This is a genomic window from Paenibacillus barengoltzii NBRC 101215 (assembly GCF_004000745.1).
Lineage (GTDB): Bacteria > Bacillota > Bacilli > Paenibacillales > Paenibacillaceae > Fontibacillus > Fontibacillus barengoltzii.
The window spans coordinates 1-15,772 of record NZ_BILV01000013.1; the positions used below are offsets into that span (position 1 = coordinate 1).

General features: G+C 54.8%; 12 protein-coding genes. 11 read left to right on the plus strand and 1 reads right to left on the minus strand.

The genetic code is table 11. The features are described 5' to 3' along the window. The first annotated feature begins 272 nt into the window (after nucleotides 1–272). From PBA01S_RS05495 to PBA01S_RS05545, 11 genes are all read left to right on the plus strand, one after another. Entirely contained in the window at nucleotides 273–1,289 is a 1,017-nt protein-coding gene (locus PBA01S_RS05495) for an NAD-dependent epimerase/dehydratase family protein (protein WP_127575519.1), read from the plus strand. Continuing rightward, a complete protein-coding gene (locus PBA01S_RS05500; RefSeq protein WP_127575520.1) occupies nucleotides 1,289–2,365 on the plus strand; it encodes a dihydrodipicolinate synthase family protein in 1,077 nt (358 codons plus the stop codon). The genes PBA01S_RS05495 and PBA01S_RS05500 overlap by 1 nt, the downstream gene beginning before the upstream one ends. A gap of 59 nt (nucleotides 2,366–2,424) precedes the next feature. Then, nucleotides 2,425–4,494: an alginate lyase family protein gene (locus PBA01S_RS05505; protein ID WP_127575521.1), complete on the plus strand. Its 2,070-nt coding sequence runs from the start codon at nucleotides 2,425–2,427 to the stop codon at nucleotides 4,492–4,494. Nucleotides 4,495–4,631: 137 nt separating this feature from the next. Then, nucleotides 4,632–6,011, plus strand: coding sequence for an ABC transporter substrate-binding protein (locus tag PBA01S_RS05510; RefSeq protein WP_036699301.1), 1,380 nt, complete (start codon nucleotides 4,632–4,634; stop codon nucleotides 6,009–6,011). Nucleotides 6,012–6,051: 40 nt separating this feature from the next. Continuing rightward, complete coding sequence (locus PBA01S_RS05515) at nucleotides 6,052–7,023, plus strand: carbohydrate ABC transporter permease (RefSeq protein WP_028537882.1); 972 nt, start codon at nucleotides 6,052–6,054, stop codon at nucleotides 7,021–7,023. Then, nucleotides 7,020–7,835 carry a carbohydrate ABC transporter permease gene (locus PBA01S_RS05520; RefSeq protein WP_016312586.1) on the plus strand — a complete coding sequence of 272 codons (816 nt, stop codon included), beginning with the start codon at nucleotides 7,020–7,022 and terminating at the stop codon, nucleotides 7,833–7,835. Before PBA01S_RS05515 ends, PBA01S_RS05520 begins: the two co-directional genes overlap by 4 nt. 65 nt (nucleotides 7,836–7,900) lie before the next feature. After that, entirely contained in the window at nucleotides 7,901–8,893 is a 993-nt protein-coding gene (locus PBA01S_RS05525; RefSeq protein WP_127575522.1) for a Gfo/Idh/MocA family protein, read from the plus strand. Continuing rightward, entirely contained in the window at nucleotides 8,883–9,719 is an 837-nt protein-coding gene (locus PBA01S_RS05530; RefSeq protein ID WP_127575523.1) for a sugar phosphate isomerase/epimerase family protein, read from the plus strand. The genes PBA01S_RS05525 and PBA01S_RS05530 overlap by 11 nt, the downstream gene beginning before the upstream one ends. Continuing rightward, nucleotides 9,716–11,038: a helix-turn-helix domain-containing protein gene (locus tag PBA01S_RS05535; RefSeq protein WP_016312583.1), complete on the plus strand. Its 1,323-nt coding sequence runs from the start codon at nucleotides 9,716–9,718 to the stop codon at nucleotides 11,036–11,038. Before PBA01S_RS05530 ends, PBA01S_RS05535 begins: the two co-directional genes overlap by 4 nt. Before the next feature lie 89 nt (nucleotides 11,039–11,127). Next, complete coding sequence (locus PBA01S_RS05540) at nucleotides 11,128–12,438, plus strand: hypothetical protein (RefSeq protein ID WP_028537879.1); 1,311 nt, start codon at nucleotides 11,128–11,130, stop codon at nucleotides 12,436–12,438. Further along, nucleotides 12,422–13,411 carry a dihydrodipicolinate synthase family protein gene (locus PBA01S_RS05545; protein ID WP_085278293.1) on the plus strand — a complete coding sequence of 330 codons (990 nt, stop codon included), beginning with the start codon at nucleotides 12,422–12,424 and terminating at the stop codon, nucleotides 13,409–13,411. Before PBA01S_RS05540 ends, PBA01S_RS05545 begins: the two co-directional genes overlap by 17 nt. Nucleotides 13,412–13,423: 12 nt before the next feature. Here the strand turns inward: PBA01S_RS05545 and PBA01S_RS05550 are convergent, their stop codons facing one another. Continuing rightward, nucleotides 13,424–15,718, minus strand: coding sequence for an Ig-like domain-containing protein (locus tag PBA01S_RS05550; RefSeq protein WP_164744091.1), 2,295 nt, complete (start codon nucleotides 15,716–15,718; stop codon nucleotides 13,424–13,426). Nucleotides 15,719–15,772: the final 54 nt, after the last annotated feature.

The window sequence follows — 15,772 nt, forward strand, 5'->3', positions numbered from 1 at the left end:
CACGACAAGTACCTTTTCTCTAAAAATCAACTGTACTTTTACATTTGGCCTCAGGCCGCTAATCTCAGCCACTTGAATTTGATCTTAACCCCAAAAATCAATCATCCTATAAGCACAGGAGAACACCGTCACAGCCGGTTTTCTCCTGCTTTCGTTTTTTGGGGCGATATAAGGTCGTTGTCTGGAATTCCGCCCGCTTCTACGATAAAGGGGAAACCGTAAGGCTTCATAGACCGTCTTGCGAATCCCTTGCATAGAAGAGGTGACGAAAAATGAAAACGATATCGGAGTTGGAGCAGCGGTTAAGCGAGCCCTCAGACCGGTTGATTCGGGATCTGACCCAACTGGACGGCGATGTGCTGATTCTTGGCGTTGGTGGAAAAATGGGCCCCAGCTTAGCGAAGCTGCTGGCTCGGGGCTTGGCCGCCGCAGGGAAGACGATGAAGGTCACCGGCGTGTCGCGGTTTTCTTCGGGAACGCTGCGGGAAGAGCTGGAGGCCGCCGGCATTCGCACCATTTCGGCGGACCTGCTGGATGAAAACGCATTGTCGCGCTTGCCAGAGGCGCCCAATGTCATTTACATGGCTGGCAATAAGTTTGGAACAACCGGGCGTGAGTATTATACCTGGGCCATGAACGCCTATTTGCCGGGGCGGGTTGCGGAGAAGTTTAAGGCGTCGCGGATCGTTGCTTTCTCGTCCGGCAATATTTATCCGTTGACGGAGATCACCAAAGGCGGGGCTTCGGAAGAAACCGCGCCTGCGCCGATTGGTGAATATGCACAATCCTGTTTAGGGCGGGAGCGGGTGTTTGAGTATTTTTCCCGCAAAAACGGCACGCCGCTCGTTAACTTCCGGCTGAATTATGCGATTGATATGCGTTACGGCATCTTGTTGGAGGTCGCCAAGGCGGTGAAGGAGCGAGAACCCATCGACCTGAATATGGGCATGGTCAACGTCATTTGGCAAGGGGACGCCAATGAAATGGCAATCCGTTCGCTGCTCCATTGTGCCTCACCGCCGAAGACAATCAATGTCACTGGACCGGAGACTGTATCGATCCGTTGGCTGGCTGAACGGTTTGGAGAAGCCTTTGGTATCGAGCCGATCTTCACCGGTGAGGAACAGCCAACCGCATTATTAAGTAATGCGTCCACCTCCCATGCGATATGGGGATATCCGCTGGTTTCTTTGAGACAAATGATGCAGTGGACAGTGGAGTGGATCGAGGCGGGGGGAGCGACGTTAGGCAAACCTACGCATTTTCAGGAACGGGGAGGGGTGTTCTGATGGGCGAGCAACCGCAGTTGAAACCTGAGCTGCATCAGCTGCTGCACCGCGGAACGGTCATCCCCGCCCACCCGTTGGCGCTGGACGCACAGCGCCGCTTGGATGAGCGGCGGCAACGTGCGTTAACGCGCTATTACATCGCCGCCGGCAGCGGCGGGATCGCAGTAGGTGTCCACTCAACGCAATTCGAGATTCGCGATCCGAAGATCGGTCTGTTTGAGCCGGTGCTCCGCCTGGCTGCCGAGGAAGTGGAAGCCGCCGGGCTTCAGCGCCCGTTCCTTAAGGTCGCGGGTATCTGCGGCCCAACCGAGCAGGCTGTGCGCGAAGCTGAGTTGGCTGCCGGGCTGGGCTATGACCTGGGACTGGTCAGCAACGGCGGGCTGACGGATTGCAGCGAGGCGGAGCTGATCCGCCGCACGGAAGCGATCTCGGCGGTGCTTCCCGTCTGCGGATTTTATTTGCAGCCGTCCGTGGGGGGCAGGCGGCTTAGCTTTGCGTTTTGGCGCGAACTCGCCGAGCTGCCGGGAGTGAAGGCGATCAAAATCGCTCCCTTCAACCGTTACCAAACGCTGGATGTCGTACGGGCGGTATGCGAATCGAGCCGCCGGGATGACATTGCCTTGTACACGGGCAATGACGATAACATCGTGGCCGACTTGCTTACGGTCTATCAATGCCGCACTGCCGCGGGGGAAATGGTGGAGAAGCGGATCGTCGGCGGCCTGCTGGGCCACTGGGCTGTATGGACGTCCAAAGCGGTGGAGCTGCTGGAGGAGATCATCGCTCTCCGTGAAAGCGGAGCCCCGATTCCTTCGGAGCTGTTAACCCGTGGCATCCGAATTACGGATGCGAATGCGGCCTTTTTTGACGCGGCCAATGGGTTTAAGGGCTGTCTTCCCGGCATTCATGAAGTGCTGCGGCGCCAAGGCCTGCTGGCTGGAAGATGGTGTCTTGATCCGGAGGAAGAGCTGTCACCGGGACAAATCGAAGAAATTGATCGCGTCTATCGCGCATATCCTGATCTTAATGATGATCCGTTTGTCCAAGCTGGGCTGCAACAGTGGTTAGGTCAGTAACATGTATGGCTTGAGAGCGGCTAAGATCCCTTAGCCGAACGAGGAGGCAAACAGAATCCATGGCACTAAAAAAGCAAGGAAGTTTGGAAACACCGCGTTTCTATTGGAATGAAGAGGATCGAAAGTTTATCGTGGACGCCTGCCGCAAGCATTGGCCCGAGGAAGTGGAGCAAGTGTTGCACCGGGCTGACTTGGCTGCGCGGAACACGTTTATTTTCACCCATCGCTGGGATATGGAACGCTGCGAAGAGGAGGTAACCTTCGAGAACGGGATCAATTGGGATTACCGACATAACGAAGATTTGGAATGGCTGGTGATGCTGAACCGGGCGCGGTACATGGGCGAGCTGGGGCAAGCGTATTGGTTAACCGGCGAAGAATCGTACGCTCAGGCGTATATTCGTCTGCTGAAGGATTGGATGACGCAAAACCCGCTGACGGAAGCCGAAGTGCGGGAAAGCGTCGGACGGAGCTATAACGTCAAGGACACTTGGCGCAAGCTGGACAGCGGCATCCGAATTACCCACTGGCTCAAAGGCTATTATTGTGTACGCAGATCTAAACATTGGGGGACGGAAGAAGAAGCGTTATTCCTCGAAGCGATCCGTCGGCATGGCATGTATCTGAGCATCGCTTATACGTCGCATGACCGGCAAAGCAACTGGGGATTCCTCGAAACGAACGGCCTGTTTCAACTGGCGCTCTTGTTTCCTGAAGTGGAGGAAGCCGCAACCTGGCTGCAAACCGCGATTGAACGACTGGTTGAGATGTGTCAGCTCCAGGTTTATGATGATGGCCTGCAAAATGAACAAAGCAGCATGTACCACCATGAGGTGTTGCATTGCTTGTTTGAATCCGTATGGCTTGCAGAGCTTAATCGTATTTCGTTACCTTCGGTGCTGCACGATACCTTAAACCGCATGTTCACCGCCTCACTGACGATCGTTCAGCCGGATGGCCGCCAGCCGAACTTTAGTGACAGCGACAGCACGGATATCCGCGATGTGCTGGCGCGAGGGGCAGTACTGTACCGGCGGGGGGATCTGAAATCGCAAGCTTATTCCGTGCTGGATTACGATGGGATCTGGTATTTCACGCAAAAAGGGTTCGAGTTGTACGAGAAACTTGAAGTAAAAGCGCCGGACTTCGTCTCCAAGGAACTGACGCAAAGCGGGTATGCCTTCATGCGCAGCGATTGGCAGCGGACCGCCCGCTACCTCTGGTTTGATCACGGGCATATGGATGTGATTCGGGCCCACGGTCATGACGATGCCCTGCACATCAGCTTGTTTGCTTACGGCCGTGAGTTTCTGGTTGATCCGGGACGTTGCACCTATATGGAGAACCGGGATCGCCAATATTTTAAGGGATCGCTCCAGCATAATACGGTATCTGTCGACGGGCAGACGATTTCGGAGTATGTGGATTCCTGGAAGTGGAACCATGTCGCCCGTTCACTGGGTCAGGTATGGCGGACCACGCCGGAATACGATTATGCCCAAGGGGGTCATGACGGCTATTGGCGCTTGCCCCATCCGGTTCAAGTGCTGCGGCAAATCTTATTCGTCAAGCCGGACTATTGGGTGGTCGTCGACACCTGCCGATCCCATGGGGATGCGGAGCATGCGTACGCGTTGCCCTTTCATTTGGCGGAAGGGCTTGAAGTGCGGTTTCAAGCGGACGGTCATCTCGTTATCGGAGACGCTGGCGGCGGCGAGGGACCCGTGCTGCGGATTTTACCGCTTCACCCGGTGAAGATCGACGTCGAACCCAGCTGGATTTCCCGCAACTATAACGAAAAAACACCGTCCTGCCGAGCGATCCTTCGCCAATCCGGCCAAGGATTTACGCAGTTTGTTACGGTGTTATACCCTGCCCAGCGGCAGAGTGAGGCACCACCGGTAATCCGCCTGCTGGATGTGCTGGATAGCTATGGCCATCCGGTTCCAGGAGAGCTGGCGACGGCCCTGTCGATCACCCATGACGGCGGTGAGGATGCGATGTTGTTTTCGCACCAGGGGCCCCGCAGTTATCAATTTGCCGGAGTTCACCTCTGCGGCGATGTGCTGCTGGTACGCCGTTCTCATAAGGCGGCATCCCCCCTCCGATCGTATATCGTTAACGTCTAGTGCGCATGAATTTGGGGCGATTTAAGGACGTTGATCTCTAATTCAGCGTCCTTTACTTTGAAGATAACCACAACACCACTCTCATCGACATTCTTGAAAAAGCTTACACGGGGTGGAAATAAGCAAGGGGGATGGAAATGGGACGTCTGGGTAGAAAGCGGAAAAACATAGGGGCTATCGTCATATTGGCGTTCATGTTGGTCGTATCGGCTTGCTCCGGAGGAGGGAACGGGGCTCAATCCAGCAATGGCGGCGACGAGGGGCAACCGCAGAATCAGCCGCAGGAGACGATGGGCAAGCCGGTGGAGCTGAGACTGGGCTATTATTCCTCGGCACAAACCGATGCCAAGATGCAGGAGCTGATCGCCAAGTTCCAGGAGAAGCATCCGAATATTAAGATCAAGACGGAGTCTTCACCGTATAATCAGTTCTTCCAGAAGCTAGATACACAAATCGCCGCTGAGAGCGCGCCAGACCTCTGGTTATCCGACGGTGTGCTTGTCCCGAAATACGCGGAGCGCGGTGTTTTAAAGGATTTGACCGAATGGATTGAACGGGATTTGCAGAAGGACGACTATTACGGTCTCGACTTTAACAAAGACGCAAACGGGAAATATTGGGGCGTCCCGCAGGGCATTCAAATTGCGGTTCTCTACTATAACAAGGATATGTTTGATGAGGCTAAAGTGGAGTATCCCACCGAAGACTGGACCTGGGACGATCTCAAGGCAGCGGCGGAGAAGCTGACCAAGGATTCGAATGGCGTGTATGCGACCGATTCCGCTTTTGACAAAAACAAAGTGGCCCAATACGGCCTGACCTTCTTCAGTATTACGGAAGGTTGGATGACGGTGCTGAAATCTTACGGCGGCGGCGTGCTGGACGAAACGCTGACGAAGTCGATTATCAATACCCCGGAGAACAAGCAGGCGATGGAATGGATCGTAGACGGTATGCAGCGTGAGCTGTTAACCACCCCTTCCGATTTAAAAAGCTTCCAGAGCAACATGGCCCCCTTCCCCAGCAAAGCGGCTGCAATGCGCATTGGGATCTACGCTCGCACGATTGACGCGAATGCGGCGGAGCTGAATTACGACGTGACCTTGCTGCCGAAGGGACCAGACGGCAAGCGGTTCTCCCCGGTGATCGCCAACTCCTGGGTTATCAATAAGAAGGCGGAAGGCGCCAAGGGCGAGGCCGCTTGGGAATGGGTGAAATATTGGGCCACCGAGGACGATGTGCAAAAAGAATGGGCCAGCTTAGGCGAAGCGGTACCGGTGAAAAAATCGGTGGCCAACTCCGAACAATTCTTAAGCGGCAAGCCCGACAACAAGCAGGCGTTCCTGGACAGCTTCGAATTCGCCGGAACGTTGGACGTGAACGCGGTCTGGAGCGAATGGGTCGGCAAATTTGGAGACAGCATCAACCGGGCTTTCGAAGGAGAGATCAGCGTCGATGAGGCGTTAACTCAGGCGGATAAGGATGTGCAGCAGGTGCTGGACGAATTTTATAAGTAATAAGCCGGGTTGTACATTTCCATAAGAAAGCGTGATGAACATGGTTGAAAAAACGGTGGAACTTCGGACGGGAGACTTGACGCAGGTAGAGTCTCCTCCGATTCGCAAAAGACGAAGTCGCTTGCATCATGACGGCAAATGGGGGCTCCTGATGGTGACCCCCTATATCATTCATTTTCTCGTGTTTGTATTAGGTTCGCTGCTAGCCTCCTTGTATTTCAGCTTCTCAGAGTATGACATCCTGAATCCTCCGAAATGGACCGGATGGGACAACTACACCAAGCTGCTGAACGAGCCGGTCTTCTGGAAGGCGCTGTGGAACACCGTCTATTTCACGATTTTGTTTGTGCCGTTGCAGACCTTTTTTGCGCTTGTTCTGGCGGTGGCGTTAAACCAGAAGCTGCGGGCGTTGAAGTTGTTTCGGCTGGCGCATTTTTTGCCGGTCATCTCCTCTTGGACGGTCATTATGTACGTATCGGATGCGGTGTTTAACCCGCGGTTTGGCTTTGCCAATTCATTGCTGCAAGCGATCGGCCTAAGTCCGCAAAAATGGCTCCAGGATGAGCATCTCGTCATCCCGCTGCTTGTGCTCATCGCGGTGTGGAAGGGGATTGGCTACATTATGGTGATCTATTTGGCTGGACTGCAAAACGTCCCCTCTGAGGTGTACGAGGCGGCTGAAATCGACGGAGCGGGGACGATCCAGAAGTTTCGCCGGATAACGGTTCCGCTCATTTCAAGCACGACGTTCCTGGTGCTGATCATGAGTACAATCTCGACGTTCCAGGCGTTTGAGCAAATCTACGTCATGACCGGCGGGGCGATGGATGCGTCGTCCGCAGGCGGGCCAAACAAAGCGAGTCTGGTGCTGATGATCTACTTGTATCAGGAGGGCTTCTCGTTCCTGCGCATGGGATATGCTTCCGCCATTGCCTGGGTGCTGTTCGTGATTCTGTTCTTGCTGACGGTCGTCCAAATGACGCTGCAGAAAAAGTGGGTGCATTACGAATGAAGAAGAAAAAAATCGCCGGTTACCTCGTTATCATTTGCAGCTCGTTGATTATGTTCCTGCCTTTTCTGACGACCGTGTTTAACTCCTTAAAAAGCTATGCCCAATACACCAAATTTCCACCGGAATGGCTGCCATCGCCGGTACAGTGGAGCAATTATGCCGAAGTGTGGAAGCTTGGTTCGTTTGGTCAGTATACGATGAATAGTGTGATCATCACGGTGCTGTCGGTGATTGGCGCGCTGATCTCCTGCTCGATGGTGGCGTTCGCGTTTGCGCGGCTCAAGTTTCCTTTCAAAAATACCTTGTTCCTTGTCGTTCTCGGCACCATGATGATTCCGCCGGTCGTTCTGATCATTCCGCAGTTCGTCATTTTCAAGTCGTTGCATTTACTTGATACACTGACGCCGCTCTGGATTATCGAATGGCTGGCCCAGCCGTTTGGTATTTTTCTGATGCGGCAAGCCTTTTTGGGCATTCCTCGGGATTATGAGGAATCGGCCCGGCTGGACGGCTGCAACCCGATGCAAATTTATTGGCGGATCTTTATGCCGATGTGTAAGCCTACCTTCGCGACGTTAGCCGTATTCACGTTTATGACGAAGTGGAACGAAATATTGTCTCCGGCGATCTTCTTAACCTCGAAAGAAAACTTTACGTTGCCGATCGGCATTTTGTCGATGGCTGGCCAATGGTCGGGTAATGAACAATATATGGTCGCCGCCGCGTTGATGAGCCTGATCCCGATCCTGCTCGTTTTCTTGTTTGCGGAGAAATATTTTGTGCAAGGCAGTAATTCTGCTGGTATTAAGTAGGGCAGCGGAATTCTGCCAAGGCAGTAATTCTGCTGGCATTAAGTAGGGTGAAAAGGAGTGAGCTTATGCGTTACCGGGTTGCATTGATCGGGGCCGGCGGCATTGCACGCCATCATTTGGACGCGATTCGGCAGCTGGGGCCGGAGCGGCTGACTGCGGTGGCGGTAGCGGAGCCGGATGAGAGCAGGGGGCGGGCCGTGGCAAAGGAATACGCCTTAAGATGGTACGACGACTATCGGAAGCTGATCATTCAGGAACAGCCGGACATCGCCATTATTGCACTGCCGCACCATCTGCACGAGGACTGTGCCGTCTTCTGCGCGGCGAACGGCAGTCATCTGCTGCTGGAGAAGCCGATGGCACTAACCTCCGCGTCCTGCGACGTTATTCTAAACGCAGTGAAGGAAGCGGGCGTCACGTTGATGGTCGGGCACACACAGCACTATTTGCCGGCGAATCGGCAAGCGAAGGCCCTGATCGAAAGCGGGCGGTTGGGCAAGCTGGTGGCCATTCACGACACCCGGCATAAGTCCTACTTCGAGGAAGACAGGCCGCGTTGGTTCCTGGAGAAGGAGAAGGCCGGAGGCGGCATCCTGATGAATTTAGGCGCCCACTCGGTCGACAAAATTCAATGGCTCACTGGCAGCCGGATAACCAAGGTGAAGGCGGTCCTAAGCTACGAAGCGCCCATCGGCAATGTGGAAGGCAGCGGTGTAGTCCTGGCGGCAACGGAAGACGGTCTCGGTGCAGTGATCGTACAATCCGGTTATCCCGGCGTGGCGAAAGATGAGACGGAGTTGATTTTTACTGGCGGAATGGCCCGGCTGGTCTCCCATCAGGGATTATGGATCAGCCGTGACGGGCACTACGAGCTGACGGAGGATTTCAAGCCCGAAGACGTTAAAGAGCCGTTTACCGCACAGCTGGATGATCTGCTGGTGGCGATTGAGCATCGCGCTGAGCCGGAGTGCTCCGGTGAATACGCCAAGTCGGTGATTTCTGTTCTGGAGGCGGTGTACCGTTCGCAGGAGGAGGGGGCGGAGCAGGTTGTTCAATAACGAAGGAACCTCCGTAATGAAGTTCAGCATCTGCTCCACCGGACTCAAAGGGATGATCCTCGAAAAGGTGCTGGAAGCAGCAACCCAGCTGCAGCTTCACGGCGTTGAGTTGTGGGACGGTCATCTTGAGGCATATCTGGACAACGGCGGCTCGCTCCCTGAGCTAAGAAGGCAACTCTCTGCGCACCAACTTGTTGTGCCGGCGATCAGCACATATGCTGCTTTTTCTAAAGACGAAAAGGCTTCAGATCAGGATCTTCAGAACATCCAAAGGGCAGCGCGCTGGGCGGTCGAGCTGGAATGCCCCAGGGTCCGTGCGTTCGCCGGTCACCTGCCCTCCTGTAAGGCAGACGCTATGTTATGGCAGCAAGTCCAATCCGGGTTGTGTACCGCCTCGGAGGTTTGCTCGCAGCTTGGCATTCGCCTGGCTGTCGAAACGCATAACAATACGCTGGCTGATACCGAAGAGAGTATCGCTGCATTGCTCGAACTTGGCGGACCTGTTGTGGAGCTGATTTACGACGGGTTTAATTTTTTCGTGGATCAGTTGGATCCGCTGCCGGCCCTAGAGAAGTTTTACTCCCGAATCACGCATGTCCATGTCAAAAACTACAAGTGGAACCATCACAACTGGGCTCAAAGCGTCCCCGTTCCCGTGCTGCAGGGGGACAGCGACCAGCGTGCGATTCTGCAAAGGCTGGCGGAGCTGGAGTACGACGGATTTGTCTCATTTGAATATTTTGGCGATCAGGTCTTGGAGTTAACGCGGTTGTCCTATCTCGAAGTGACACATCAATTCTTCGGCGGAGGTGCATATCGTCCGTGAATCTGAATGTCGCAGTGATTGGTCCAAGTGATCTGGTGGATAAGGTCGTCGAAGTGGGCAGCGTGTTTCAGGAGCTCACGATGATTCCAACTCCCTATTCGCATGAGCAGGAAACGTTAGAGGTCGTCGCCCGCGTTCGGGAGCAGGCGGACATTCTGTTATTTACGGGACCGATCCCCTATCATCTCGCGCTGGATCGTGAACCTGGCGTTCCGATGCTGCATGTGCAATATTCCGGGACGGCGTTATATAAGGTGTTGTTTGATTTTTATCGGAGCCGCTTGTTCGATCTGGAGGAGGAAATCCGCATCAGTGCAGATGTGCTCTTACAGCATGAATTGGAGGAACAACTCGATGAGCTGGGACTGCTGCATCGGCGAATTTATGTCAAACCGTACAGTACGGGAATCCATCATGAAGATTTGATCGCCTTTCACTATGATCTGTGGAGCCGCGGACTCGTTCATGCCACTGTGACTTGCCTCACCTCCGTCTATCAGCAACTGGTCGAGCTTGGCATCCCCGCCTTTCGCGTTGTGCCTACGCAATCCGCGATTCGCGATGCCTTGAACCGGGCGTTATTGGAGGGGAAGAGCCTGCGGCTATCCAGCAACCAAATGGCCATCGGCATTTTGAGCATCGATCACTATGAGCGAGTGGTGAAAGAGGCAGCTTCGGATTACGAAATTCAGCGCAAAAAAATCATTCTCCAGCAAATCCTGATCGACTTCGGTGAAGAGACGCAATCCTTAATTAATTGGACGGACTCGAACGAGGTCTCCTTCATTACCACACGCGGCATTATCGAACAAGTGACCCGTAAATTTGAACAGGCCCCGCTGCTGCTGGAAGTGATGGAGCGGCTGCAGTGGAAGGCGAGCATTGGGATCGGGTTGGGGCGAACGGCCAATGAGGCGGAAGGGAAGGCTCGCGAGGCGCTCTTGAAAGCCAAAACGAGCGGAGGCGGCAACTGCTTTCTGATGATGCAGGACGGGCAGGTCTACGGGCCGATGGGTTCGGAGCTGACGCTCAAATATTCGGCGCGCAGCGAAGATCCCGAGCTGATCTCGATGGCCAAGAAAGCCGGATTGAGTGTCGGGACGCTCAATCGCTTGATTTCCCTGTGCCGCAGGCTGAACAGCTCGACCTTAACCGCTGCGCAACTGGCCGAAGGGTTTGGGATTACGCTGCGCAGCGCTCGGCGCATTATGGCCGTGCTGGAGAAATATGAACTGGCGACAATTGTTGGGGAGGAGCAGCCGGTGGGGCGCGGTCGCCCAAGGCAGATTTATGCGCTGCATATCGACGGTTTTTTTTGACGGGACAAAAATAGGTGTTTCGACGGATAAAACGGGCGCCGGGTCGGCATACAATTGGGGATATACACGATGCAAAGGGGATGAAGCCGATGGACCGCCTGATATTGCCCGCCGTGCCCAACCTCCGCCCCAGCGATGAGGCGCGAATCCGTCGAGACTACGAACGGTTCCGGCATACCGGCCTTCCGGACCGGGTTGAGGCATATCTGTTGGAGGAATATGGCATCGATGTTTCCTCGAATTATGGACCGGCGCCAATCAAGAACCCGTTTGGTAAAGCCGCCGGTCAGCTGTCACTGAATACTTCCCAAGTTCGTACTGATGCGCAGGCGGGCTTGGGGTTTGTCGTCCTGAAGACGGTGATCGCAGAAAACGGACAAGGCCAGCGCTCGATGGAGGCTTGGGCTATTAAGGATACGCGGATGAAGGTGGAACCCATTGTAGGGAAAGAAACGGGGGAAACCGGTTGGAACGTAACCTGGAATGGACGAGGCTGGCATGGGACTTTTGCGGAGTACATGCGCTTTGTCTCTGCCTCCTTGCACATTGGACGAGAATGGGGAACCGTGGTCGTGCCTTCCTGCAAATATCATTTGCCGGCAAGGGACGACGATTTCGCGTTGGAGGAATATCGTTACACCACCCAGAGCTTGGCCCAGATATGGCGGCAAACCGGAGAAGCGGGGTCACTTCAATTGGAGAAAGATTTTAGCCCAACCCTAGCCGGATCGGACCGAGCGATGCAGCAGGAGGCGATTCTGCGGTGGTACCGGGAGGTGCCCAAGCTGATAAGATCGGCAGTGCCGTCGGGCGAAATACAGCTGGGCATCAAGCTGATGAACACGGTGTTTGACGACGACTTCCAGCTGCAGACGATCCGGACGCTCATCGAGGAAGGCGAGGCTCGGCCGGATTACCTGATTTATGCTAACCGGTTATATGACCGCGCTCGTCTGGATTCCGGGGGAGGCGGGGCTGCCTACGGCGGGCCGGATCTCAGCCGACGAAATCTGCGCATATTGTCCCGTTTACGCAGGCTGGAACTGCAAGGGGAACTCTCAGCACCGGTTCCCGTCATTTCGGGAACAGGGGATGTTCGCTCCGGCAAGATAGCCTTGGAATACGCGCTGCGCGGCGCGACAAGCTTGCAGATGCACACCTTATTCCAACTCCCCGCCAGCGCATATGGCATGACCCGCGGCCCAAAGACGCAGCGGGCGTTGCATGAGCTGTATTTTCATCCAGAGAACGGATTGGTGACTTGGATGCTTCATTTAAGAGAGACCGGGGAAATCGGACATCGGGATGGCATCGCTGCTTTTCGCGACGTGACGACCTGGTATCAAAGAAGGGGACGTGATTTTTTTCTAAGGGGGATGATCCATGAACGCCAGCGTTAATGAGGTTAGACAAGCCTTGGAATGGGGGCTGATCCCTGCCGTTCCGGTGCCGCGAACGCGCGAAGGGCGAATTCATCTGCAAGCGCAGGAGGCGTATGCCGGGTATCTTGCGGACCAACCCATTGCCGGGGCAGCGGTTTGGGCACATACCGGACGCGGCTTACATATGGAGCGCTTTGAGCGAATGGCCGTGGTGCAGCAGTGGAGGGCTGCGCTTGGAGCGTCCAAGCTGCTGGTGGCCGGCGTGGGCGCGCTTCCCGATCCTCGGCGGCTGGGCCTTGCCAAGATCAGCCAATGGCAGCAGGACAGCTTGGCCATGGCAACCGATGCGATCCAGGGGGGAGCCGATGCGCTGCTTGTTTTTCCGCCTTCGCTGTTCCGGGAGCTCCCCGTCGCAGAACAGGATGAAGCGATTATTGAATATCATCGCGAGTTATCGAGGTTAGGTGTCCCGCTTATTCTTTTTTATTTGTATGACGAGGCTGGGGGGATTGCCTATTCGGCTGAAGTATTGCGAGCTTTGCTGTCTTTAGAGATGACGGTAGGCATCAAAATGGCAACGCTCGACAGCGTTATGACGCTGCAAGATGTATCGGCACTAATGTCTGAGGAGTTTCCAGAGCAACTCCTGATCACGGGGGAGGATCGGATGTTTGGGTACTCACTGATGCGTGGGGCCCGCGCTGCTTTAGTTGGGTTGGGCGCGGCATATCCGAACATCCAACATGATCTGATGCAGGCGTATGCATCGAGAAATTACGAGCGGTTCATGGATTTATCGGCTCGGGTGGACGGTTATGCGGAACGAACGTTTATCCGCCCGATGGATAAGTATATTTTACGCATGCTGTGGTGTCTAGTTTTGTCCGGTGTGATCCCGGAGGAGGCAGCAAACGACCTCGCCGGATATGAAATGACCCGGCAAGAGATTGATTCTCTTCACCGGGCCATTGAAAGGTTTCGGCTGTATTAGTCGTGCATGCAGTTAGTACTGCGGCCAAACGGCAGTGATGTGGCGGTCTAGGTCATAGGCGGAAGCCCAATAGTAACCGGGGGCCACGATCCGCTGCGGCAGAAACCCGACTTCCCCGGACGGGAAGGTCAGCGCCTCGGACGTTCCGCTGGCGATGCCGTCCGCATCGGTCACCATTTCGATGTAGCGGCCTCCGCTCTGCGTAAACCGTCCGTAAACGGCGGCAGGAACCCCTTCGCCGGTCTCCAGATCGACAACTTGGAGTTGGACGACGGCCCGTGTACCATCATAGGTTACGCTCATTCCGCCAACGATCATCGGCCTTTGATCGGTATAGGAGGCTGCTGTCGTAGCGGATGCCTCCGGTGACGTGGCTGGCCCTATATTGCCGCTGATGTCTACGGCCGCGATTTTGTAGTAATAAGTGGTGTTCGGCAGCAACCCCGTATCCATATACGTCAAATTGCGGGAGCTTCCGGCCACATGGGCCTCATCCGGTGTAAAATCCGGCTCCGTTCCGCGATAAATCAAATAATGCTCGATGTCGGAATTGTCCGTCGCCCGCCCGTAACTTAATTGAATCGTGTGATCGTCAACGGTGGTGGCCAGCGGCGGGCCCGGCAGAGCAGAGGGCGGCTCCGTATCTGCGGGGTTCACGCGCCACAGGTAGCCGTCCGGTCCCCAGATGGATGGCAGCCAGCGGATTGAGTCGTAGTGATGCATGGCGATGCCGGCGAAGGCGGGATCGTCTTGGAAGGCCGCGTACACCTTATCTAGTTCAGCCTCCATATACGTGCGTCCCTCTTCCCGGAACGTGATCGTTTCCGGATCCCCGCTGTTTGCGATATCCAGCGTTTCCACGCCAATGACCACCGAATTGGGCTTGCCGATGGCATTGGCGTAGCTGAGCTCACCTTGCGCTTGGGCAATGATGCCTACACTGCCATCCGCTACGTCGCGATAGTCCATGATCGAAATATAATCGCTGAGGTCTTGAACATGCTCGGAGAGCCATTTGGTTTGCCCGTTCCACGTAATCTCTTTGGCACCTTCACTGCTGTCAAACCAACGGGGGATCGCCGGGCCGAAGGGCAGGTTGATGCCGGCAGTGTTCCGACGGTCGATCATTTTTTGCAGCACATCCAGGTATTGCAGTTGCACCGAAGGCTTCTCGGCATTAAACTCCGGCAAAATGTACGGTTCGATATCTACGTTTACGCCATCAAAGCGTTCTTCTGGTGCGGCAGCGATATTGTAGTTGATCACTTTCTCCATTTCTCGAATGGCATGTTCATGAAAAGGTGCCAACGCTCCCATGTAGGGCGGTGTCGTGCCGCCTGCGATACAGGCGTGAACCTGATAGCCGTTATTATGGGCCCAGCGCACAAAGTCGCGCACCTTGTCGGGGGACTCTTCGAGGATATCGACCCCGCCGTAAGGGAACACGCCGATATAGAAGGTTGTGATTGGGTCCGAATCAAACGTTGTCGTGTCGTCGGCTAAGGCTTTGAGTGCGGATCGCGAGCCGGGGTTCAGAAAGAGGTTGTAGGCGGCTTTTTCCCAGATCCACATCGCGCGGTCTTGTCTTTCCAACGTGATTGGCTCGTGGGTTCCTTTGCCTGTGGAGGCATAGACGGTCATACTCCGACCGATATTGCCATATTCGTCAATAGCTCGGGCTTCCAGACTGGAGGTTTTGTCACCGAGCCCTTTTATTTTCCAAGTATACTTATAGACATTCCCAGTCTTTTTCGCGGTTTTCCAGGGCCCGCTATTAATCCTTACTTCAACGGATCGGATGCGATTTCTGGAATTGACGCTGACATGAATCGAAGTGGAGTTTCCTTTCACCTTCGCCCCGTCAACCGGGTTCGTGATCGTAACGTGAGGTTTGGCAATCTGGGGATTATCGACATGGACCGTAATCGCCTGACTGGATACCCCGTATCGGGTCGTGCTTTGGGTCCCTCTGGCCAGCAACGTAATCTCCCCATCATATCGGCTGGTATCGAGTTCAGCATACCATACGCCCGAGGTTTCTCCTTGTTCGCTGTCGATTCGAGTTGGCAATTGATCTGTGCCATTGACGATCAGGACGATGTTGTACGCCTCCGTGTACTGCCCTGATACCGTGATCGTTCCTACTTCCACTTCATCTCCATGGGTAGGGGTGTCAATTGTTACGAGGGAAGCAGCTGAGACCGTTGGTAGGGAGCCAAGCGGATAAAGCGGAAGTAGAGAAGCGATGCAAAGAACGGCGAACAGCTTAAACAACCGACTTTTTTGCTGTGCAAGTGATGCTAACATCGTTAACCCCTCACTTCCTGTTACAAATTTGTGAATCTTTACTACTAATGTAAG